Annotated in this window: 14 protein-coding genes and 2 pseudogenes; 5 read left to right on the top strand and 11 right to left on the bottom strand. The window is 62.6% G+C overall.

Annotated features, from left to right (window positions below):
- Positions 1 to 74: 74 nt before the first annotated feature.
- Positions 75 to 887, bottom strand: coding sequence for an enoyl-CoA hydratase/isomerase family protein (locus tag Har1131_RS19955; protein ID WP_050036556.1), 813 nt, complete (start codon positions 885 to 887; stop codon positions 75 to 77).
- Positions 884 to 1,768 (bottom strand): 3-hydroxyacyl-CoA dehydrogenase family protein, encoded by an 885-nt coding sequence (locus Har1131_RS19950; RefSeq protein ID WP_151148325.1) that lies wholly within the window; start codon positions 1,766 to 1,768, stop codon positions 884 to 886. Before Har1131_RS19950 ends, Har1131_RS19955 begins: the two co-directional genes overlap by 4 nt.
- A gap of 99 nt (positions 1,769 to 1,867) precedes the next feature.
- On the opposite strand from Har1131_RS19950, the gene Har1131_RS19945 reads away from it, so the two are divergent.
- Positions 1,868 to 3,010 carry a thiolase family protein gene (locus tag Har1131_RS19945; RefSeq protein WP_050036554.1) on the top strand — a complete coding sequence of 381 codons (1,143 nt, stop codon included), beginning with the start codon at positions 1,868 to 1,870 and terminating at the stop codon, positions 3,008 to 3,010.
- 9 nt (positions 3,011 to 3,019) lie between these two features.
- Here the strand turns inward: Har1131_RS19945 and Har1131_RS19940 are convergent, their stop codons facing one another.
- Both Har1131_RS19940 and Har1131_RS19935 read right to left on the bottom strand, forming a co-directional pair.
- A complete protein-coding gene (locus Har1131_RS19940; RefSeq protein WP_050036553.1) occupies positions 3,020 to 4,456 on the bottom strand; it encodes a zinc ribbon domain-containing protein in 1,437 nt (478 codons plus the stop codon).
- Positions 4,453 to 5,625 carry a thiolase domain-containing protein gene (locus tag Har1131_RS19935; protein ID WP_050036552.1) on the bottom strand — a complete coding sequence of 391 codons (1,173 nt, stop codon included), beginning with the start codon at positions 5,623 to 5,625 and terminating at the stop codon, positions 4,453 to 4,455. Before Har1131_RS19935 ends, Har1131_RS19940 begins: the two co-directional genes overlap by 4 nt.
- 131 nt (positions 5,626 to 5,756) lie before the next feature.
- On the opposite strand from Har1131_RS19935, the gene paaK reads away from it, so the two are divergent.
- Positions 5,757 to 7,046, top strand: coding sequence for a phenylacetate--CoA ligase PaaK (paaK, locus tag Har1131_RS19930; protein ID WP_044952595.1), 1,290 nt, complete (start codon positions 5,757 to 5,759; stop codon positions 7,044 to 7,046).
- A 3-nt stretch (positions 7,047 to 7,049) separates the two neighbouring features.
- Here the strand turns inward: paaK and paaI are convergent, their stop codons facing one another.
- Positions 7,050 to 7,445, bottom strand: coding sequence for a hydroxyphenylacetyl-CoA thioesterase PaaI (gene paaI / locus Har1131_RS19925; RefSeq protein WP_050036551.1), 396 nt, complete (start codon positions 7,443 to 7,445; stop codon positions 7,050 to 7,052).
- A 98-nt stretch (positions 7,446 to 7,543) separates the two neighbouring features.
- Between paaI and Har1131_RS19920 the strand changes: the two genes are divergently transcribed.
- Both Har1131_RS19920 and Har1131_RS19915 read left to right on the top strand, forming a co-directional pair.
- Positions 7,544 to 8,002 (top strand): MaoC/PaaZ C-terminal domain-containing protein, encoded by a 459-nt coding sequence (locus tag Har1131_RS19920; RefSeq protein ID WP_008308373.1) that lies wholly within the window; start codon positions 7,544 to 7,546, stop codon positions 8,000 to 8,002.
- A 147-nt stretch (positions 8,003 to 8,149) separates the two neighbouring features.
- Positions 8,150 to 9,601, top strand: coding sequence for an aldehyde dehydrogenase (locus tag Har1131_RS19915; protein ID WP_050036550.1), 1,452 nt, complete (start codon positions 8,150 to 8,152; stop codon positions 9,599 to 9,601).
- 100 nt (positions 9,602 to 9,701) lie between these two features.
- On the opposite strand, the gene paaE is transcribed toward Har1131_RS19915, so the two are convergent.
- The 6 genes and pseudogenes from paaE to paaA all read right to left on the bottom strand — a co-directional run bounded on the left by paaE (position 9,702) and on the right by paaA (position 12,600).
- Positions 9,702 to 9,869, bottom strand: coding sequence for a 1,2-phenylacetyl-CoA epoxidase subunit PaaE (gene paaE / locus Har1131_RS22025; RefSeq protein WP_004594293.1), 168 nt, complete (start codon positions 9,867 to 9,869; stop codon positions 9,702 to 9,704).
- Entirely contained in the window at positions 9,866 to 10,300 is a 435-nt protein-coding gene (paaD, locus tag Har1131_RS19910) for a 1,2-phenylacetyl-CoA epoxidase subunit PaaD (protein ID WP_014030898.1), read from the bottom strand. Before paaD ends, paaE begins: the two co-directional genes overlap by 4 nt.
- Positions 10,293 to 11,126: a 1,2-phenylacetyl-CoA epoxidase subunit PaaC gene (paaC, locus tag Har1131_RS19905; protein ID WP_050036549.1), complete on the bottom strand. Its 834-nt coding sequence runs from the start codon at positions 11,124 to 11,126 to the stop codon at positions 10,293 to 10,295. The genes paaD and paaC overlap by 8 nt, the downstream gene beginning before the upstream one ends.
- Positions 11,126 to 11,425 (bottom strand): annotated as a pseudogene (locus tag Har1131_RS22850) (PacF protein); the annotation flags it as partial. The gene paaC and the pseudogene Har1131_RS22850, both read right to left, overlap by 1 nt.
- A 54-nt stretch (positions 11,426 to 11,479) precedes the next feature.
- Positions 11,480 to 11,653: pseudogene (locus tag Har1131_RS22845) on the bottom strand (PacF protein); the annotation flags it as partial.
- A 5-nt stretch (positions 11,654 to 11,658) separates the two neighbouring features.
- Complete coding sequence (gene paaA, locus Har1131_RS19895) at positions 11,659 to 12,600, bottom strand: 1,2-phenylacetyl-CoA epoxidase subunit PaaA (protein ID WP_014030901.1); 942 nt, start codon at positions 12,598 to 12,600, stop codon at positions 11,659 to 11,661.
- A gap of 106 nt (positions 12,601 to 12,706) precedes the next feature.
- Between paaA and Har1131_RS19890 the strand changes: the two genes are divergently transcribed.
- Positions 12,707 to 13,363 (top strand): helix-turn-helix domain-containing protein, encoded by a 657-nt coding sequence (locus tag Har1131_RS19890; protein ID WP_014030902.1) that lies wholly within the window; start codon positions 12,707 to 12,709, stop codon positions 13,361 to 13,363.
- Positions 13,364 to 13,376 lie beyond the last annotated feature (13 nt).

Raw genomic sequence — 13,376 nt, 5'->3', positions numbered from 1 at the left:
GCTGTTTTTGGACTGTTCTTCCCTGTGTGCGGTATCAGCCAAGCTAGGGACTTCGTTCTGGGATGGGGACGCGCTCACTCGCTGGTCCACTCCGGCTCTCTGTCTTCGAGGAATGCGTCGATCCCTTCGTCCTTGTCGCCAGTGGCGAACAGTTGCGCGAACAGTTCGGCTTCGTACTCGATGCCGGCTTCGAGGTCCATGCGGGAGCTTGCGCGGACGGATTTCTTCGCAAATTCGAGCGCCGCGGGGCTTTTCTCTGCAATGGATGACGCTAGATCGTAGACGCGCTCGTCGAAGGAGTCGTCGTCGTGGACCTCGTCGACGAGGCCGATGTCAGCGGCCTCCGTCGCGTCGATGAGTTCGCCGGTGAGGATCAGCCGCATCGCGTGGCCTTCGCCGACCAGACGTGGCAACCGCTGTGTCCCGCCACCGCCGGGCATGATGCCGAGGTTGATCTCCGGCTGGCCGAACTTCGCGTCCGTGTGCGCGATCCGGATATCAGCCGCCTGAATCAGCTCACAGCCGCCGCCGAGCGCGTGCCCGTTGATGCGGGCGATGACCGGCATCGGGCACTCGTCGACGTACTCGTAGACCCGCGGTCGCTTGCTCGCCTCCCGTTGCTCTAGCATATCCCGCTCGCGGAGTTCCGTCACGTCGGCACCCGCAACGAATGCGCCGGTGTCTGCCGCGCCAGTCAACACGACAGCACGTACGTCACTGTCCGGAACTGCGTCGAAGACCTGTTTGAACTCCGACCGCAACTGCGTGTTGAGCGCGTTTCGGGCCTCCGGACGGCGTAATTCGACGGTAGCGACGTTCTCGACGCGGTCGCCGACGCTCACCGAAACCGTTTCACAGTCCACCGCGGCGTCAGCGAGGTCCGTCATGCGTCCCCCCAGTCGCCGCTGGTGCCGACGATGTCGCCGTCCTCCCAGACGTAGAACCCCTCGCCGGATTTCTTGCCGAGTTTCCCGGCCCGGACCTTTCGTTTCAGGATCTGTGGCGGGCGGAACCGTTCACCGAGTTCCGCACGCAGGTACTCGAGGATATCGAGGCGGACATCGAGACCGACGACGTCGCCGAGTTCGATCGGCCCCATCGGGTGATTGTAGCCAAGTTCCATCGCGGTATCGATATCCTGTGGTGTTGCAACGCCCTCCTGCACCATCCGCATCGCTTCGACGCCCAGCGAGACGCCGAGGCGGGAGGAAGCAAAGCCCGGTGCATCGGCCACCTCGACCGGTGTCTTGTCGATCCCGTTCACGAACTCGCGGGCACGCGCGACCGTCTCGGCACTCGTCTGTTCCGCGACGACGATCTCGACGAGTGCCATGATGTGAACCGGGTTGAAGAAGTGAAGGCCGATGGCTCGGTCGGGATAGTTGAGGACGCTCGCTATCTCAGTCAGTGACAGCGAAGAGGTGTTCGAAGCGATAAGCGTCGCCGGGTCGACGTGGGATTCGACCTCGGTAAGCGTCTCGTGTTTGATTTCCATGTCTTCGGGGACTGCTTCCACGACGAGGTCTGCCCCGGTCACGGCTTCCTCCAGCGATGTCGTCCCGGTGAGGCGGTCCAGGGTTGCCTCAGCCGTGGATTCGGTCACTTTCTCCCGGTCGATACCCTCCTCCAGATTCGACTCGATGGCGGCCAGACCCTCGTCGACGATATCCGCATCGATATCTCGGAGAGTGACGTCGTGACCGGCCATTGCCGACACTTGAGCGATACCGTGTCCCATGGTACCGGCGCCTAGGATAGCTACGTGCATCGTTTCTCAGCACAGTAGCGAAGGATAAAAACGTTGCTTGCGTCTCGGCGCCGGCGTGGCCTGCATTTAATACGGCGGCCGCGATAGGAGTCGGTGAGGATGACTGCTTCCGACTCGCAAGCCGTTGTTGTCGACGCCGTACGAACGCCACAGGTACCGAAGGATGGCGCGCTGGCCGGGACACATCCCGAGGACCTCGTCACCGCTGTGCTTGCCGCACTCGTTGACCGGACCGATGTCCCGGCCGTCGAGTGGGACGACTTCCGGCTCGGGTGTGCAAACCAGGAGGCAGAGCAGGGGCGCAACCTCGCCCGGCAGTCGATACTCGCCGGTGGGTTCCCCGAGACGGTGCCTGGGGCGACGACGACCCGCCTGTGTGGCTCGTCACTGACGACGCTCGTCGACGCCGCTCGCGCCATCGAGGCGGGCGACGGGGCGGTGTACCCGGTCGCCGGCGTCGAACACATGAGCACCGTTCCCTTCTCCGACTGGCTGCATCCAGCTATCGAACAGCGGTACGACCCCGACAGGCTACCCATGGGGCAAACGGCCGAAACCATCGCACGGGACCACGACATCAGCCGTACAGCACAGGACGAGTTCGCGCTGCGGTCACACGAGCGTGCGGTCGCTGCGATGGAAGGCGGGCGGTTCGACGCAGAGATCGTGCCAGTCCACACCGGCGAGACAGCGGTAGAGAGCGACAAAACACCGCGAGCAGACACGTCAGTCGAGCAGTTGAGCGAACTCCCGACGGTGTTCCGCGACGACGAGGCGGCGACAGTAACGCCGGGGAACGCGTCACCGCTGACCGACGGCGCGGCCGGGATGCTCGTCACTTCGGCGGCGTACGCAGAACAGCACGACCTGGATGTTCTCGGCCGGGTCAAGACGCGGTCCGTCGCTGGTGTCGACCCGCTAGTCATGGGCCGGGGACCGATTCCGGCGACGCGTGCCGCACTGGACGACACTGGACTGACAATCGACGATATCGACCTCGTGGAGCTCAACGAGGCCTTTGCCGCGCAGAGTCTCCGCTGCAAGCGCGAGCTGGGGATTCCGGCCGAGCGGCTCAACGTCAACGGTGGCGCTATCGCGCTCGGCCACCCGCTTGGCTGTTCGGGGGCGCGGATCACGACAACGTTGTTACACGAGATGCGACGGCGGGAGGCGACGCACGGACTGGCGACGATGTGTGTCGGTTTCGGTCAGGGCGTCGCGGTTGTGTTCGAGCGTCCCTGATGCTGTCGGCTACCGGCGCTGGCTGGCGACCTGTGCTTTGAAGCCGTATCTGATGACGCCCTCCTGCGTGTAGATGCGCCGCGTCGTCAGCACGACGGAGGTGCCTATCGTGACCTCGTCGGTTGTATCGAGCACCTGTGCGGGGACGCTCACAGTCTGCTCGCCAGATGGATCATCAAGCGCGACGATAGCGCTATCGAACTCGCCGCTGCTGGACTGCTGGGCGACGAACTCCGGTGGCGCACCCCCCTGTTCGATAGTCGTTACTGCCTCGACTGTCCCGGTCCCGGGCAGTTCGACAGTCTCGAAATCACCGGTGCGCTCGTGACAGTCGTTGCAGGCCCCGGTGGGCGGGAAATTCAGTGTACCGCACGCAGAGCACCGGCCGGCGACGAGCCGGTGGCGTTGCGGAAGCGTCCGCTGCCAGGACGGGACGCTAACGTAGGCGCCGCCACCCTCGGGTTCGTCGCGCGTAATCTCGCCTCGCCGCCTGAGGTACTCGGCGTAGGACAGGGAGACGGCACCGTCCAGTGCAGTGTTGACCGGAACAGGACCAGTGGCGACGAACAGCGTCGCACTCGCACCGCTTCCGTACGCTGCGATCAGCACGCGTTCGGCGTCGTCTGCAAACGCTGTCGCCGCTCCGAGAAACGCACTGGCAGCGCCGGTGTCCCCGAGCGTACTGACTGTGTCCGCGGCGGCAATAGTCTCTGCGTCAACCCCGAGCGCACCTGTTGCCCGATACGGGAGTTTCCCGTCCGGGGACTGGACCGCTGCCGCATCGACTGTATCCATCGACACGTCCAGTCTGTCGGCCGCACTGCCGAGCGTGGTCGTGAACGCCTCGCGGTCGTACTGCGTCACACCCAGGCCGGTCGTCCGGTCGTCCCCACCCGTTCTGAAGCGCGTTCCGGGGTAGGCCTCAGTGTGTGACGCTCGCTCAGTGACGGTTCCGGGACCGTCCTCATCGACAACGACCGCAACACTCCCGGCACCGGCGGCGTGTTCGATCCCGCTGTCAGGTTCGCCCTGCGGACAGTCACTGATGACGACGAGGCCGACACCGTCCCCGAACGGCCCGCCGTCCATGGTTGCGTCCAGTGCCTGCGCACCGACGTGCGTGGAGCCGGTCATGGTCTGGGTCTTTGCGCTGTCGGGGACGTTGAGAATACTGCAGAGTCGCGCCGCAAGGTCCTCTTCCGCCATCGGTGGTGTCGTTGTCGCGAAGGCCAAGTGCGCGACATCCGTCCCGGACGCGTCGGCCGCAGTGAGCACACGGCGTGCGGCTTCGACACCCATCGTGACCGCGTCCTCGTCGGCGTCGGGAACCGCTTTCTCGTCGACCCCCGCTGCATCGAACCGACCCCAGGCGGCTTCGAACTCCGCGGCGTCGATCCGCAGGCGAGGTGCGTACGCGCCGATAGCCGCGAGCCCTGACGCAGTCATCGTGCAGCCTCCCGTTCGAGGATATGGACAACTGCGCTGCCGCCGCTCCCACCCACGTTGTGAGTGAGCCCGTACTTCGGGGCCGCTAGCTGCCGGTCCGCGGCGCTGCCGGTGAGCTGTTTGAACGCTTCGACAAGCTGTCCGGCCCCGGTTGCGCCGATAGGGTGGCCCTTCGATTTCAGCCCGCCGGAGAGATTGACCGGCATGGCTCCGTCAGCTTCGGTCGCTCCCTGTTCAAGCAACTGCGGTGCCTCGCCGCGGTCACAGAACCCGAGGTCCTCGTAGGCAAGCAGTTCGGCGATCGTGAAGCAGTCGTGGACCTCGGCAAAGTCGAGGTCGTCGGGGCCGACTCCGGCGCGGTCGTAGGCTGTGTCCGCAGCCGCTTCTGATGCAGAAATCGCGGTGTAGCTGTCTCGCTGGAAGAGCCCGACCCGGTCGCTGGCCGCGCCGACTCCGGCGACCCGAACCGGGGCATCAGTGTACTGCTCAACGACGTCTTCACTGGCGACGAGAGCGACGGCTGCGCCGTCGGAGGTCGGACAGCAGTGATAGAGGTTCAACGGGTCCGCGACGACCGGGGCGTCGACGGCGTCTTCGAGGGAACACTCGAAGCCCAGATGGGCCTTCGGGTTCTTTGCGCCGTTCCGATGGTTCTTGACCGCCACCATCGAGAGGTGCTCCTCGCTAGCCCCGTACTCCCGCAGATACGCGCTTGCCATCTGTGCATAGACGCCGGAGAACGTCGTCCCGGTCAGCCGTTCCCACTCTGTTTCGCCGGAGACGCCGAGCCAGTACTTCGTCACGTCGCTGCTCATGTCTGTCATGACTTCGACGCCGCCAGCCAGCGCCACGTCGGCCATCCCGCTTTTGACTGCCTGCACCGCCTGACGGACGGCGTAGCCCGACGCAGCACAGGCGTTTTCGACGCGCACGCTGGGGATTCCGTGCAGCCCGGCGTGTTCGGTTGCTGCCGGTCCCGAGAGACCGAGTTGTCGACCGCCCACGCCGAGTGAGCCGACGACCGCTTCGTCTATTGCATCCGTGTCGATACCGTGGTCGACACTGTCGATGGCTTCGCTGACTGCGTGGTCGAACAGTGATCTGTAGCTCTCTTCGGGCATCGAGCCAAACGGCGTTTGCCCTGCGCCGATGAGATACGCGTCCCGCATACATGGAACTCTGAGGGTACTGAAAAATAGCTTTGCATCACTTGCCGACAGTCACACAGCAAGCACGACCGGCACTCGGAGTGGTCAATCCCAAACCATTTTATCACTATCATTCCACTCTATCATTGACGATGGTGTACAAGCAACTGGAGGCGGCTGACCGTACAGAGCTGCGTGCGTTGCAAACCGACCGATTACAGGGGGTTGTTACGCACGCCTACGAGAACGTCCCGTTTTATCGGGAGAAGCTCGACGAAGCGGGCGTCTCGCCCGAAGACATCCAGAGTATCGACGACATCACGAAACTGCCGATGACGACGAAAGAGGATTTCCGCGACGAGTACCCCGATGGCCTGTTCGCCGTCGACGATGCGGACGTCGCCCGGATCCACGCGTCGTCCGGGACGACCGGGAAGCCGAAAATCGTCTCGTACACGGATGACGACCTCGACAGCTGGAGCGAAGTCGTTGCCCGTTCGCTGGCTGCGAGTGGGACCGAACCGGGCGACACCGTCCAGAACGCCTACGGATACGGGCTATTCACCGGCGGATTGGGGCTTCACGACGGAGCCGAGGAGCTGGGGGCCACAATTATCCCTATCGGGAGCGGCCAGACCCAGCGACAGGTCGAGTTGATGACCGACCTGGAGAGCGATGTGTTCACATGCACCCCGTCGTATGCGCTGTACCTCGCCGAAACGGCCGAGGAAATGGGCCACGACCCCAGCGACCTGCCGATCTCGACGATTATCTTCGGAGCGGAACCGTGTACCGATCCGATGCGGGCAGAAATCGAAGAGCGGCTGGGCGTCGACGGCATCGATGTTTACGGGCTCTCGGAGATCATCGGTCCCGGCGTCTCGTGTGAGTGCCACGAAGCACAGGACGGGCTCCACATCTGGGAGGACCACTTCTACCCGGAAGTCATCGACCCACAGACGAAAGAACCAGTCGAGGAAGGCGAGGAGGGTGAACTCGTTCTCACAACACTCACCAAAGAAGCGTTACCGGTCTTCCGATACCGGACCGGGGATTTGACGACGCTGAACTACGACGAGTGTGCGTGTGGACGGACGATGGTTCGGATGGACAACGTCACCGGTCGGACTGACGACCTCCTCATCGTCCGTGGCGTGAACCTCTATCCCAGTGAAATCGAGCACGCTGTGCTTGACATCGACGGCGTCGCTCCGCACTACCGCATCGACCTCTACGAGGAGAACAACCTCGACGTCCTGGAACTCACCATCGAACGGACTGCGGAGCAAGGGCCGGGCGACAAAGCGCTGGAAGACGAAATCATCGAGCGACTGGAGAACGTGCTCGCGTTCACCCCGGACGAACTCGAACTCGTTGCGCCCGGGAGCATCGACCGAACGCAGGTCGGCAAAGTAAAACGCGTCTACGACCACCGTGACTGACTGTCAGGGCCGGTAGACTCGTCCGCGAAACGTCGCGATGCGCTCGCCATCCTGTGCAGTCACCGTTACCTCGTACTCTGCGGTGCTGTCCGCGAGATGCGTCTCCTCGGCGACCGAAGACAGCGTCTCACCGGTTTCGACGGCGTCTAAATACGAGATGTTCGTCTCCAGTGCGACCGCCGCCTCGCCGTGCGAGTTCGACGCCGCGGCGAAGGCTGCATCGGCGAGCGAGTAGACCGCACCGCCATGGGGCGTCCCATGAAAGTTCAGCAGGTCCTCGGTAATCGTCAGTTCAGTCTGGGCGTACCCCGAGTCGAGTTCGACGACGTCAATGCCGAGGGTTTCGCAGTACGCGTCGGATTCGATGCGCTCTCTGACTTCGTCGGCGACGCCGGACATACGGCCTGTGGTTCTATCAGGAATAATAAATATATACCGGTCGCCGCTGCTGTCAGCGGAGCGTAAAAATATAAATGTCTGCTATCAGATGGGGAACTATGGCGTACAGCTACGAGCCACACCACTTCGAGGACTTCGAAGAGGGACAGGAGTTTATCAGTGTCGGCCGGACGGTCACCGAGTCCGATTTCGTCATGCACTCTGCGCTGTCGGGCGACTGGACGGAACTGCATACGAACAAGGAGTACGCGGAAGAACAGGAGTTCGGTGAGCGGATCGCACACGGGCCGATGACGTTCGTTCAGGCGACCGGCTTCGTCTACCGGACCGGTATCGTCGAGCGGACCGCGTTCGCGTTCCTCGGGATGAACTACATGGACCTCCCGAACCCGGTCCACATCGGCGACACACTCCAGTTGGAGATCGTCGTTGACAACACCAAGGAGGTTGGGCGCGACGACGCCGGGTTAGTCGTCCTCGACACTGAAATGGAAAACCAGGACGGAACCGTCGTCTTCAAGGGCGACATGAAGTTCCTGATCAAGAAACGCGAGTGAGTCAACTGACGCGTCTGAAAGCGATGCATCGGTAGCGGGTAGTGCCTCGATTGTGCGACTTGGAGATCGAGGATCGCGCTCTCGCCACCCAGACATTAATGATCAATAATAACAACTAAGACGCCGCGCACTCCCTCTGTTATTGCAATGGAGTACACCGGCCCGACAGACCTGTATATCGGCGGAGAATGGCGAGAAGCGACCAACGGCGACAGCATTGAGACGGAGGACCCAGCAACTGAGCAGCCCTACGCGTCGGTACAGAAGGCCGAGGCGACTGATATCAACGATGCGGTACAGGCGGCACAGGCGGCCGTCGAAGACGGCTCAGAGTGGGCGACGATGGACCCGGGGACGCGCCGGGCGAAACTCCACGCGATGGCCGACGCCATCGAGGAGATGAAAGACGAACTGTCCATGGTTGAATCCCACGACAACGGGAAAACGCCGTTCGAAGCGGGGCTAGAAATCGACATGGTCACCGATACGTTCCGCCATTACGCCGGCTGGACGGACAAGATCCGCGGTGACGAGATTCCTGTCGAGAGCGGTCGGCTCAACTACACCGTCCGCGAGCCGGTCGGTGTGACCGCACACGTCGCGCCGTGGAACTATCCTTTCCAGCTCGCCGGCCGCGGCCTGGCACCGGCGCTGGCGGCGGGGAACAGCGTTATCCTCAAACCGTCCGCTATGACGCCGCTGTCGGCGCTGTACTACGCGAAAGCCGCCGAAGAAGCGGGCCTTCCGGATGGTGTCGTCAACGTTGTTCCCGGGAAGGGCTCCGAGGCCGGCGACGCACTCACCGGACACGAGGGCGTCGATCACGTCACTTTCACCGGGAGTACAGGTGTCGGAAAGACGGTCCAGCGCAGTGCTGCCGATGCGGTCGCCGACGTAACGCTCGAACTCGGCGGGAAAGGGCCAGCAGTCGTGTTCCCCGATGCTGACCTCGATGCCGCCGCCCGCGGCATCCAGTACGGGATTTTCATGAACGCCGGGCAGATGTGCTGGGCGAACTCGCGTATCGTCGTCCACGAGGACGTCTACGACGAGATGGTCTCCCGGATGGCAGAGATCGCAGAGAACATCCCACTCGGCGGTGGCATCGACGACGATGGGCAGATGGGACCAGTCGTCAGCGCGGGCCAGCAACAGGAGATACTCGACTACATCGAGACCGGCAAGGAGGAGGGTGCGACTGTTGTGGCTGGTGGTGGCGTTCCTGCGGACAGAGACACCGGTCACTTCGTCGAGCCGACCGTCTTTGCCGACGTGGACAACGGGATGACGATTGCACAGGAGGAGATCTTCGGTCCCGTGCTCACCGCAATCGAAGTGAGCGACGAGGAAGAAGCGATTGCGGTCGCAAACGATTCACCGTTTGGCCTCACCGCCTGCGTCTGGACGAACGACCTGACTCGCGCACACACCGTCACAGACAGCCTGGACTACGGGATGGTGATGGTCAACGAGACGCCCAACACCTGGCCACAGACACCCTTTGGCGGCACGAAACAGAGCGGCCACGGCCGCGCACAGGGCGAGCAGGCTATCGAGGCCTACACCGAGGTGAAAAACGTCCACATCAACCTCGGCTGAAACTTCCCCCGACGAGTCGTGCCCAGGCAGCCAGCAACAGTTCCACCGCTCTGCCTCACGCTGTGAAACTCCGAAGGCAAAACTAGCGAGTAATAACTGCTTACTCGAACTTTTTGAACTGCTGCAGGCACTCGTTGCAGTAATGAATCGACTGGCACCGCGACGGCCCGCGTGGGTGTTTCCGCTCGGTGTCGGTCGAGCCACAGTACGGGCACTCAGCGCCCGTCTGTTCGCCGCTGGTCGTGACACTGGGGTCGGGTTCACTCATCCGTCGAAACTCATGCCGAAGTCCCGCAGCGCTTCTTTGCCCTGTTCTGTGACCAGATCAATCGACCAGTCCGGGGCCCAGACCAGTCGGACCGACGCGGTCTCGATTCCGTCGACACTCTCGGCGGCCTCCTCGACCTCATCGAGGATGATCTCGCGCGCTGGACAGCCGCTGTAGGTGAGCGTCATGTCGACCGTGACAGCACCGTCGGACACGTCGAGCCCGTATATGAGGCCCAGGTCGACGATGCTGACCGGCATCTCCGGGTCCTCGACCTGATACAGCGCCGCCCACACGTCGCGTTCAATGCCGTCGGCGTCTTCGCCCGTGGCCGGCACGTCGTCCGCTGCGTGGTCTTTGGTCTCGTAGTCGGTGTACGAACACGCGGTAGCATCAGCGTCCGCGCGTGGCCGGTCGTAGTCGCTACTCATCGTCGGCCGCCATTATCAGCGTCGCTTCGTCACGGCCCAGATTCCGGTAACTGGCCGTCATTTCGTCGTGTAGGTCGTGCCAGTGGTCGGTGTGTTCGTTGTCCCGGCCTGCCGGCGTTGCGGGGGCAGCATCGGTCGGCACGTCGAACCCCAGTTCGGTCAGGAACGATTCGACGCGGGTCTCCCACTCGGTGCGCATCTCGTCGAGGGTCATCGTGCGGATGCCCAGCCGGTCGATGTCGGCCTCCACGTCGCCAACGGGTTCGAACAGCGTGAGGGCGTACGGGTAGAGCTCGTCGATAGCCGCCTGAACGCGTTCGCTGGCCTCCTCGTCCAGTGCCATCCGGTCCAGCCAGCTCTCGGCGTGTTCGAGGTGATAGCCTTCCTCGCCCTGGATGCGACTCGTTCTGTTCCGGATGATTTCGTACGACGAGTCCTCGAGCGCAGAGAGGCGGATGTCTTCAGCGACGTCGTAGAGGTACGCTCTGACGATAGCATCGGCCCAGTCACCTTCCGCAAACGGTAGCTCGACGAGCGTACTGTGCTGGAAGTCGCTGGGGTCGCTCTCGTAGATGAGCGATTCCTCGGAGTAGCCGAGTTGCTGTACCGCATCGTACCACAGTCGGGCGTGGCCCAGCTCGTCCTGTGCGTTGTTCGAAATCGAGAGATCCGATTCCAGTGTCGGCGCACGCACCTGCCAGAACGTGTAGCGTTCGGCCTGAACCAGCTCGTCGTCGGCGAGTCGGAGTAGCTGTGCCTCGACTGCGCGCTGTTCGTCCTCGGACAGGTCGGCTGGACCGCCGAGGTCGGATTCCGTTGTTGCCATTAGATCTCACCTCGCTGTTTCTCCGCTTCTATCTGCTCGGATTCGGAGGCTTCGACCTCCTCAGCAGCCGGATCGACGTTGTACGTCTGTGCGAACCGGTAGGACTTGTTGGTCGTTCCGCCGAAGCTCACGTCGTCCTCGGTGACTTCACCGATGTACTGGTGCTGTACGACCCAGAGACTGTTGGGGTCGTCGTCAGTGAACGCCGCAATCGCCGCCTGTTCTGCGCCGGCGGTGCTGGGGGCTTCGACATCACCGCAGTGCGCGTGATACCCGCCGGGCTGGTCCTGCCGGAAGACAGCCCACGGTTTCTCGGCGCTGTTTCCGACCTCGCCATGGCTCTCTGCATCGGGGTCGACCTGCGTGATTTTCTCCTGCGGGGCAACCCAGAGGGCGTGGGTTGGCTTCCGTCGTCCGTGCTGAATGACCGAGAACTGCTTCGCCATCTCTCGGTCGGGTGCGTGGACATCCCGGCAGTGAACGAAATCCGCGTCCGGACTCTGTTGTCGGAATACTTCCCAAATCATTGTTCTCAGTCCGCTGCCTGTGACTGCGGGCCGCTGTTCGTCGTCGTCTGGTCGTCCATCATGTCACGGACCCACTGCACCGCTTCCTGAGCCTGCCGGCGACCGGAAATCTGTTCGATACTGCCGTCATATTCGTTCTGCGAGACGGTGAAGAACTCGTCCCAGTCGAGGTCGTCCTCGACGACCTCGTAGGTCCCGTCACCGTTGTCCCGAATGCGTGGCTCGTCGGGCATCTCCAGCCCGTATTTTTTCGCCTTCGGGATGTAGGTGTTGAGGAACGCGTTCCGAAGCTCGTCGTTCGTACACGTCTTCAGCCCGACCTCCGCGGCGAAGTCGTGGTGGGTGCTCTGGTCGTCGGTCGGGCCGAAGAACTGCAGGATTCGCGGCCACCACTCTTCGAAGGCCTCCTGAGTCATGCGCTGTTCCCTCCGGGAGCCGTTCATCAGTTCGCGGAGGATCGACTCACCGTGCTTGACGTGCATCCCCTCTTCGAAGCAGATCTTGTCCATCGCGTGGGCGTACGGCTCCCAGCTGGACTTTTTCAGGGTCGCCTGGCGGCGCATCGCGGCCCCGTCGACGAAGAAGGCAATCATCGGCGTCTCGACGTAGCTCTCCATCGGGTAGTGGAAGCAGTTCAGGAACTTCCCGTCCCCGTTCGCCAGGTCGTCGAGCATCTCTTCGCGGGTCTTGATACCGAGCGACTCCGCCGCTCGGTAGAGCATCTGGCCGTGGCCGATTTCGTCCTGCACCTTCGCGCTGAAGGCCATCTTTCGCTCGATGCTCGGGGCTTGTCTGATGAAGGGCCGTTCGAGGTACGCCCCCATAATCTCGCTGTTGGCGTGGAATTCAAGCATCCGCGTGGCTGCCTTCCGATACTCTTCGGGAAGGTCGTCTTTCGGGCTGAACTCCCGGGGTCCAGCGCGGGCTTTGACTTCGTCAACGTTCATATGTATCCCATAAATCGTGAGGAATGTTCATACTAATTTGCCCCTATATAGACGGGTTTTATAAGTATATCCGCACATATACGAGGCAATGATAGAGGAGTGTCTAATGGTCGAATTTCGCATCGAGGGCGATGACTGTCCACTGGCAGATGCGAGTAGTGCCACTGGCACGCCCATCGAGGCGGCCCCGCCACTCCTCCGGGATGACCGTAACGTACTGTTGCGGTTCAGCGCGCAGGCGAGTGAGGAACTCGGGGACTACCTCGACGGCGACGACCGGATCCGCTATCTCTACCAGTCAGTTACCGAGGGTCGGTACAACTACCGGTGTCTGTCGCTCCAGCAGTGTGTCGTCCACAAACTCATCAGCGCGGGCTTCATGGTGGAATCGCTGACCTATCGGGACGGAAACGCGATTCTAACTGGCGCTGTGGTGGGCCACGAGATCCTCCAGACGGTCATGGAGACGGCCGGTGAAACCGTCGGCGTGAAGCTACAGCGGGTGTACGCCCTGCGTGCGAGAGAAGACGCGTCTATCGCCCAGCAGTGGGACCTGACCCCGGCACAGGCGGAAAGTCTCCGGTACGCGGTCGAGATGGGCTACTTCGTCGTCCCACGACAGACCACCGCTAGTGAAGTCGCCGCCGAACTCGGTATCAGTAAGTCCGCGTTCCTCGAACGACTCCACCGCGCACAGCACTCGCTGCTCACACAGCTGTTCGGCGGCGTCGGCGAAGGCCGACCGGACGACGACCGGGAGTAAAGTACCCGCGCGT

Source organism: Haloarcula sp. CBA1131 (assembly GCF_008728975.1).
Taxonomy (GTDB): Archaea; Halobacteriota; Halobacteria; order Halobacteriales; family Haloarculaceae; genus Haloarcula; species Haloarcula hispanica.
This window is presented reverse-complemented; position numbering and strand designations above follow the sequence as displayed.

Bases quoted from the DNA above. Each gene is read 5' to 3' on its own strand.
- Har1131_RS19955 (WP_050036556.1), bottom strand. From the start codon at position 887: ATGACGGACCTCGCTGACGCCGCGGTGGACTGTGAAACGGTTTCGGTG.
- Har1131_RS19950 (WP_151148325.1), bottom strand. From the start codon at position 1,768: ATGCACGTAGCTATCCTAGGCGCCGGTACCATGGGACACGGTATCGCT.
- Har1131_RS19945 (WP_050036554.1), top strand. From the start codon at position 1,868: ATGACTGCTTCCGACTCGCAAGCCGTTGTTGTCGACGCCGTACGAACG.
- Har1131_RS19940 (WP_050036553.1), bottom strand. From the start codon at position 4,456: ATGACTGCGTCAGGGCTCGCGGCTATCGGCGCGTACGCACCTCGCCTG.
- Har1131_RS19935 (WP_050036552.1), bottom strand. From the start codon at position 5,625: ATGCGGGACGCGTATCTCATCGGCGCAGGGCAAACGCCGTTTGGCTCG.
- paaK (WP_044952595.1), top strand. From the start codon at position 5,757: ATGGTGTACAAGCAACTGGAGGCGGCTGACCGTACAGAGCTGCGTGCG.
- paaI (WP_050036551.1), bottom strand. From the start codon at position 7,445: ATGTCCGGCGTCGCCGACGAAGTCAGAGAGCGCATCGAATCCGACGCG.
- Har1131_RS19920 (WP_008308373.1), top strand. From the start codon at position 7,544: ATGGCGTACAGCTACGAGCCACACCACTTCGAGGACTTCGAAGAGGGA.
- Har1131_RS19915 (WP_050036550.1), top strand. From the start codon at position 8,150: ATGGAGTACACCGGCCCGACAGACCTGTATATCGGCGGAGAATGGCGA.
- paaE (WP_004594293.1), bottom strand. From the start codon at position 9,869: ATGAGTGAACCCGACCCCAGTGTCACGACCAGCGGCGAACAGACGGGC.
- paaD (WP_014030898.1), bottom strand. From the start codon at position 10,300: ATGAGTAGCGACTACGACCGGCCACGCGCGGACGCTGATGCTACCGCG.
- paaC (WP_050036549.1), bottom strand. From the start codon at position 11,126: ATGGCAACAACGGAATCCGACCTCGGCGGTCCAGCCGACCTGTCCGAG.
- paaA (WP_014030901.1), bottom strand. From the start codon at position 12,600: ATGAACGTTGACGAAGTCAAAGCCCGCGCTGGACCCCGGGAGTTCAGC.
- Har1131_RS19890 (WP_014030902.1), top strand. From the start codon at position 12,707: ATGGTCGAATTTCGCATCGAGGGCGATGACTGTCCACTGGCAGATGCG.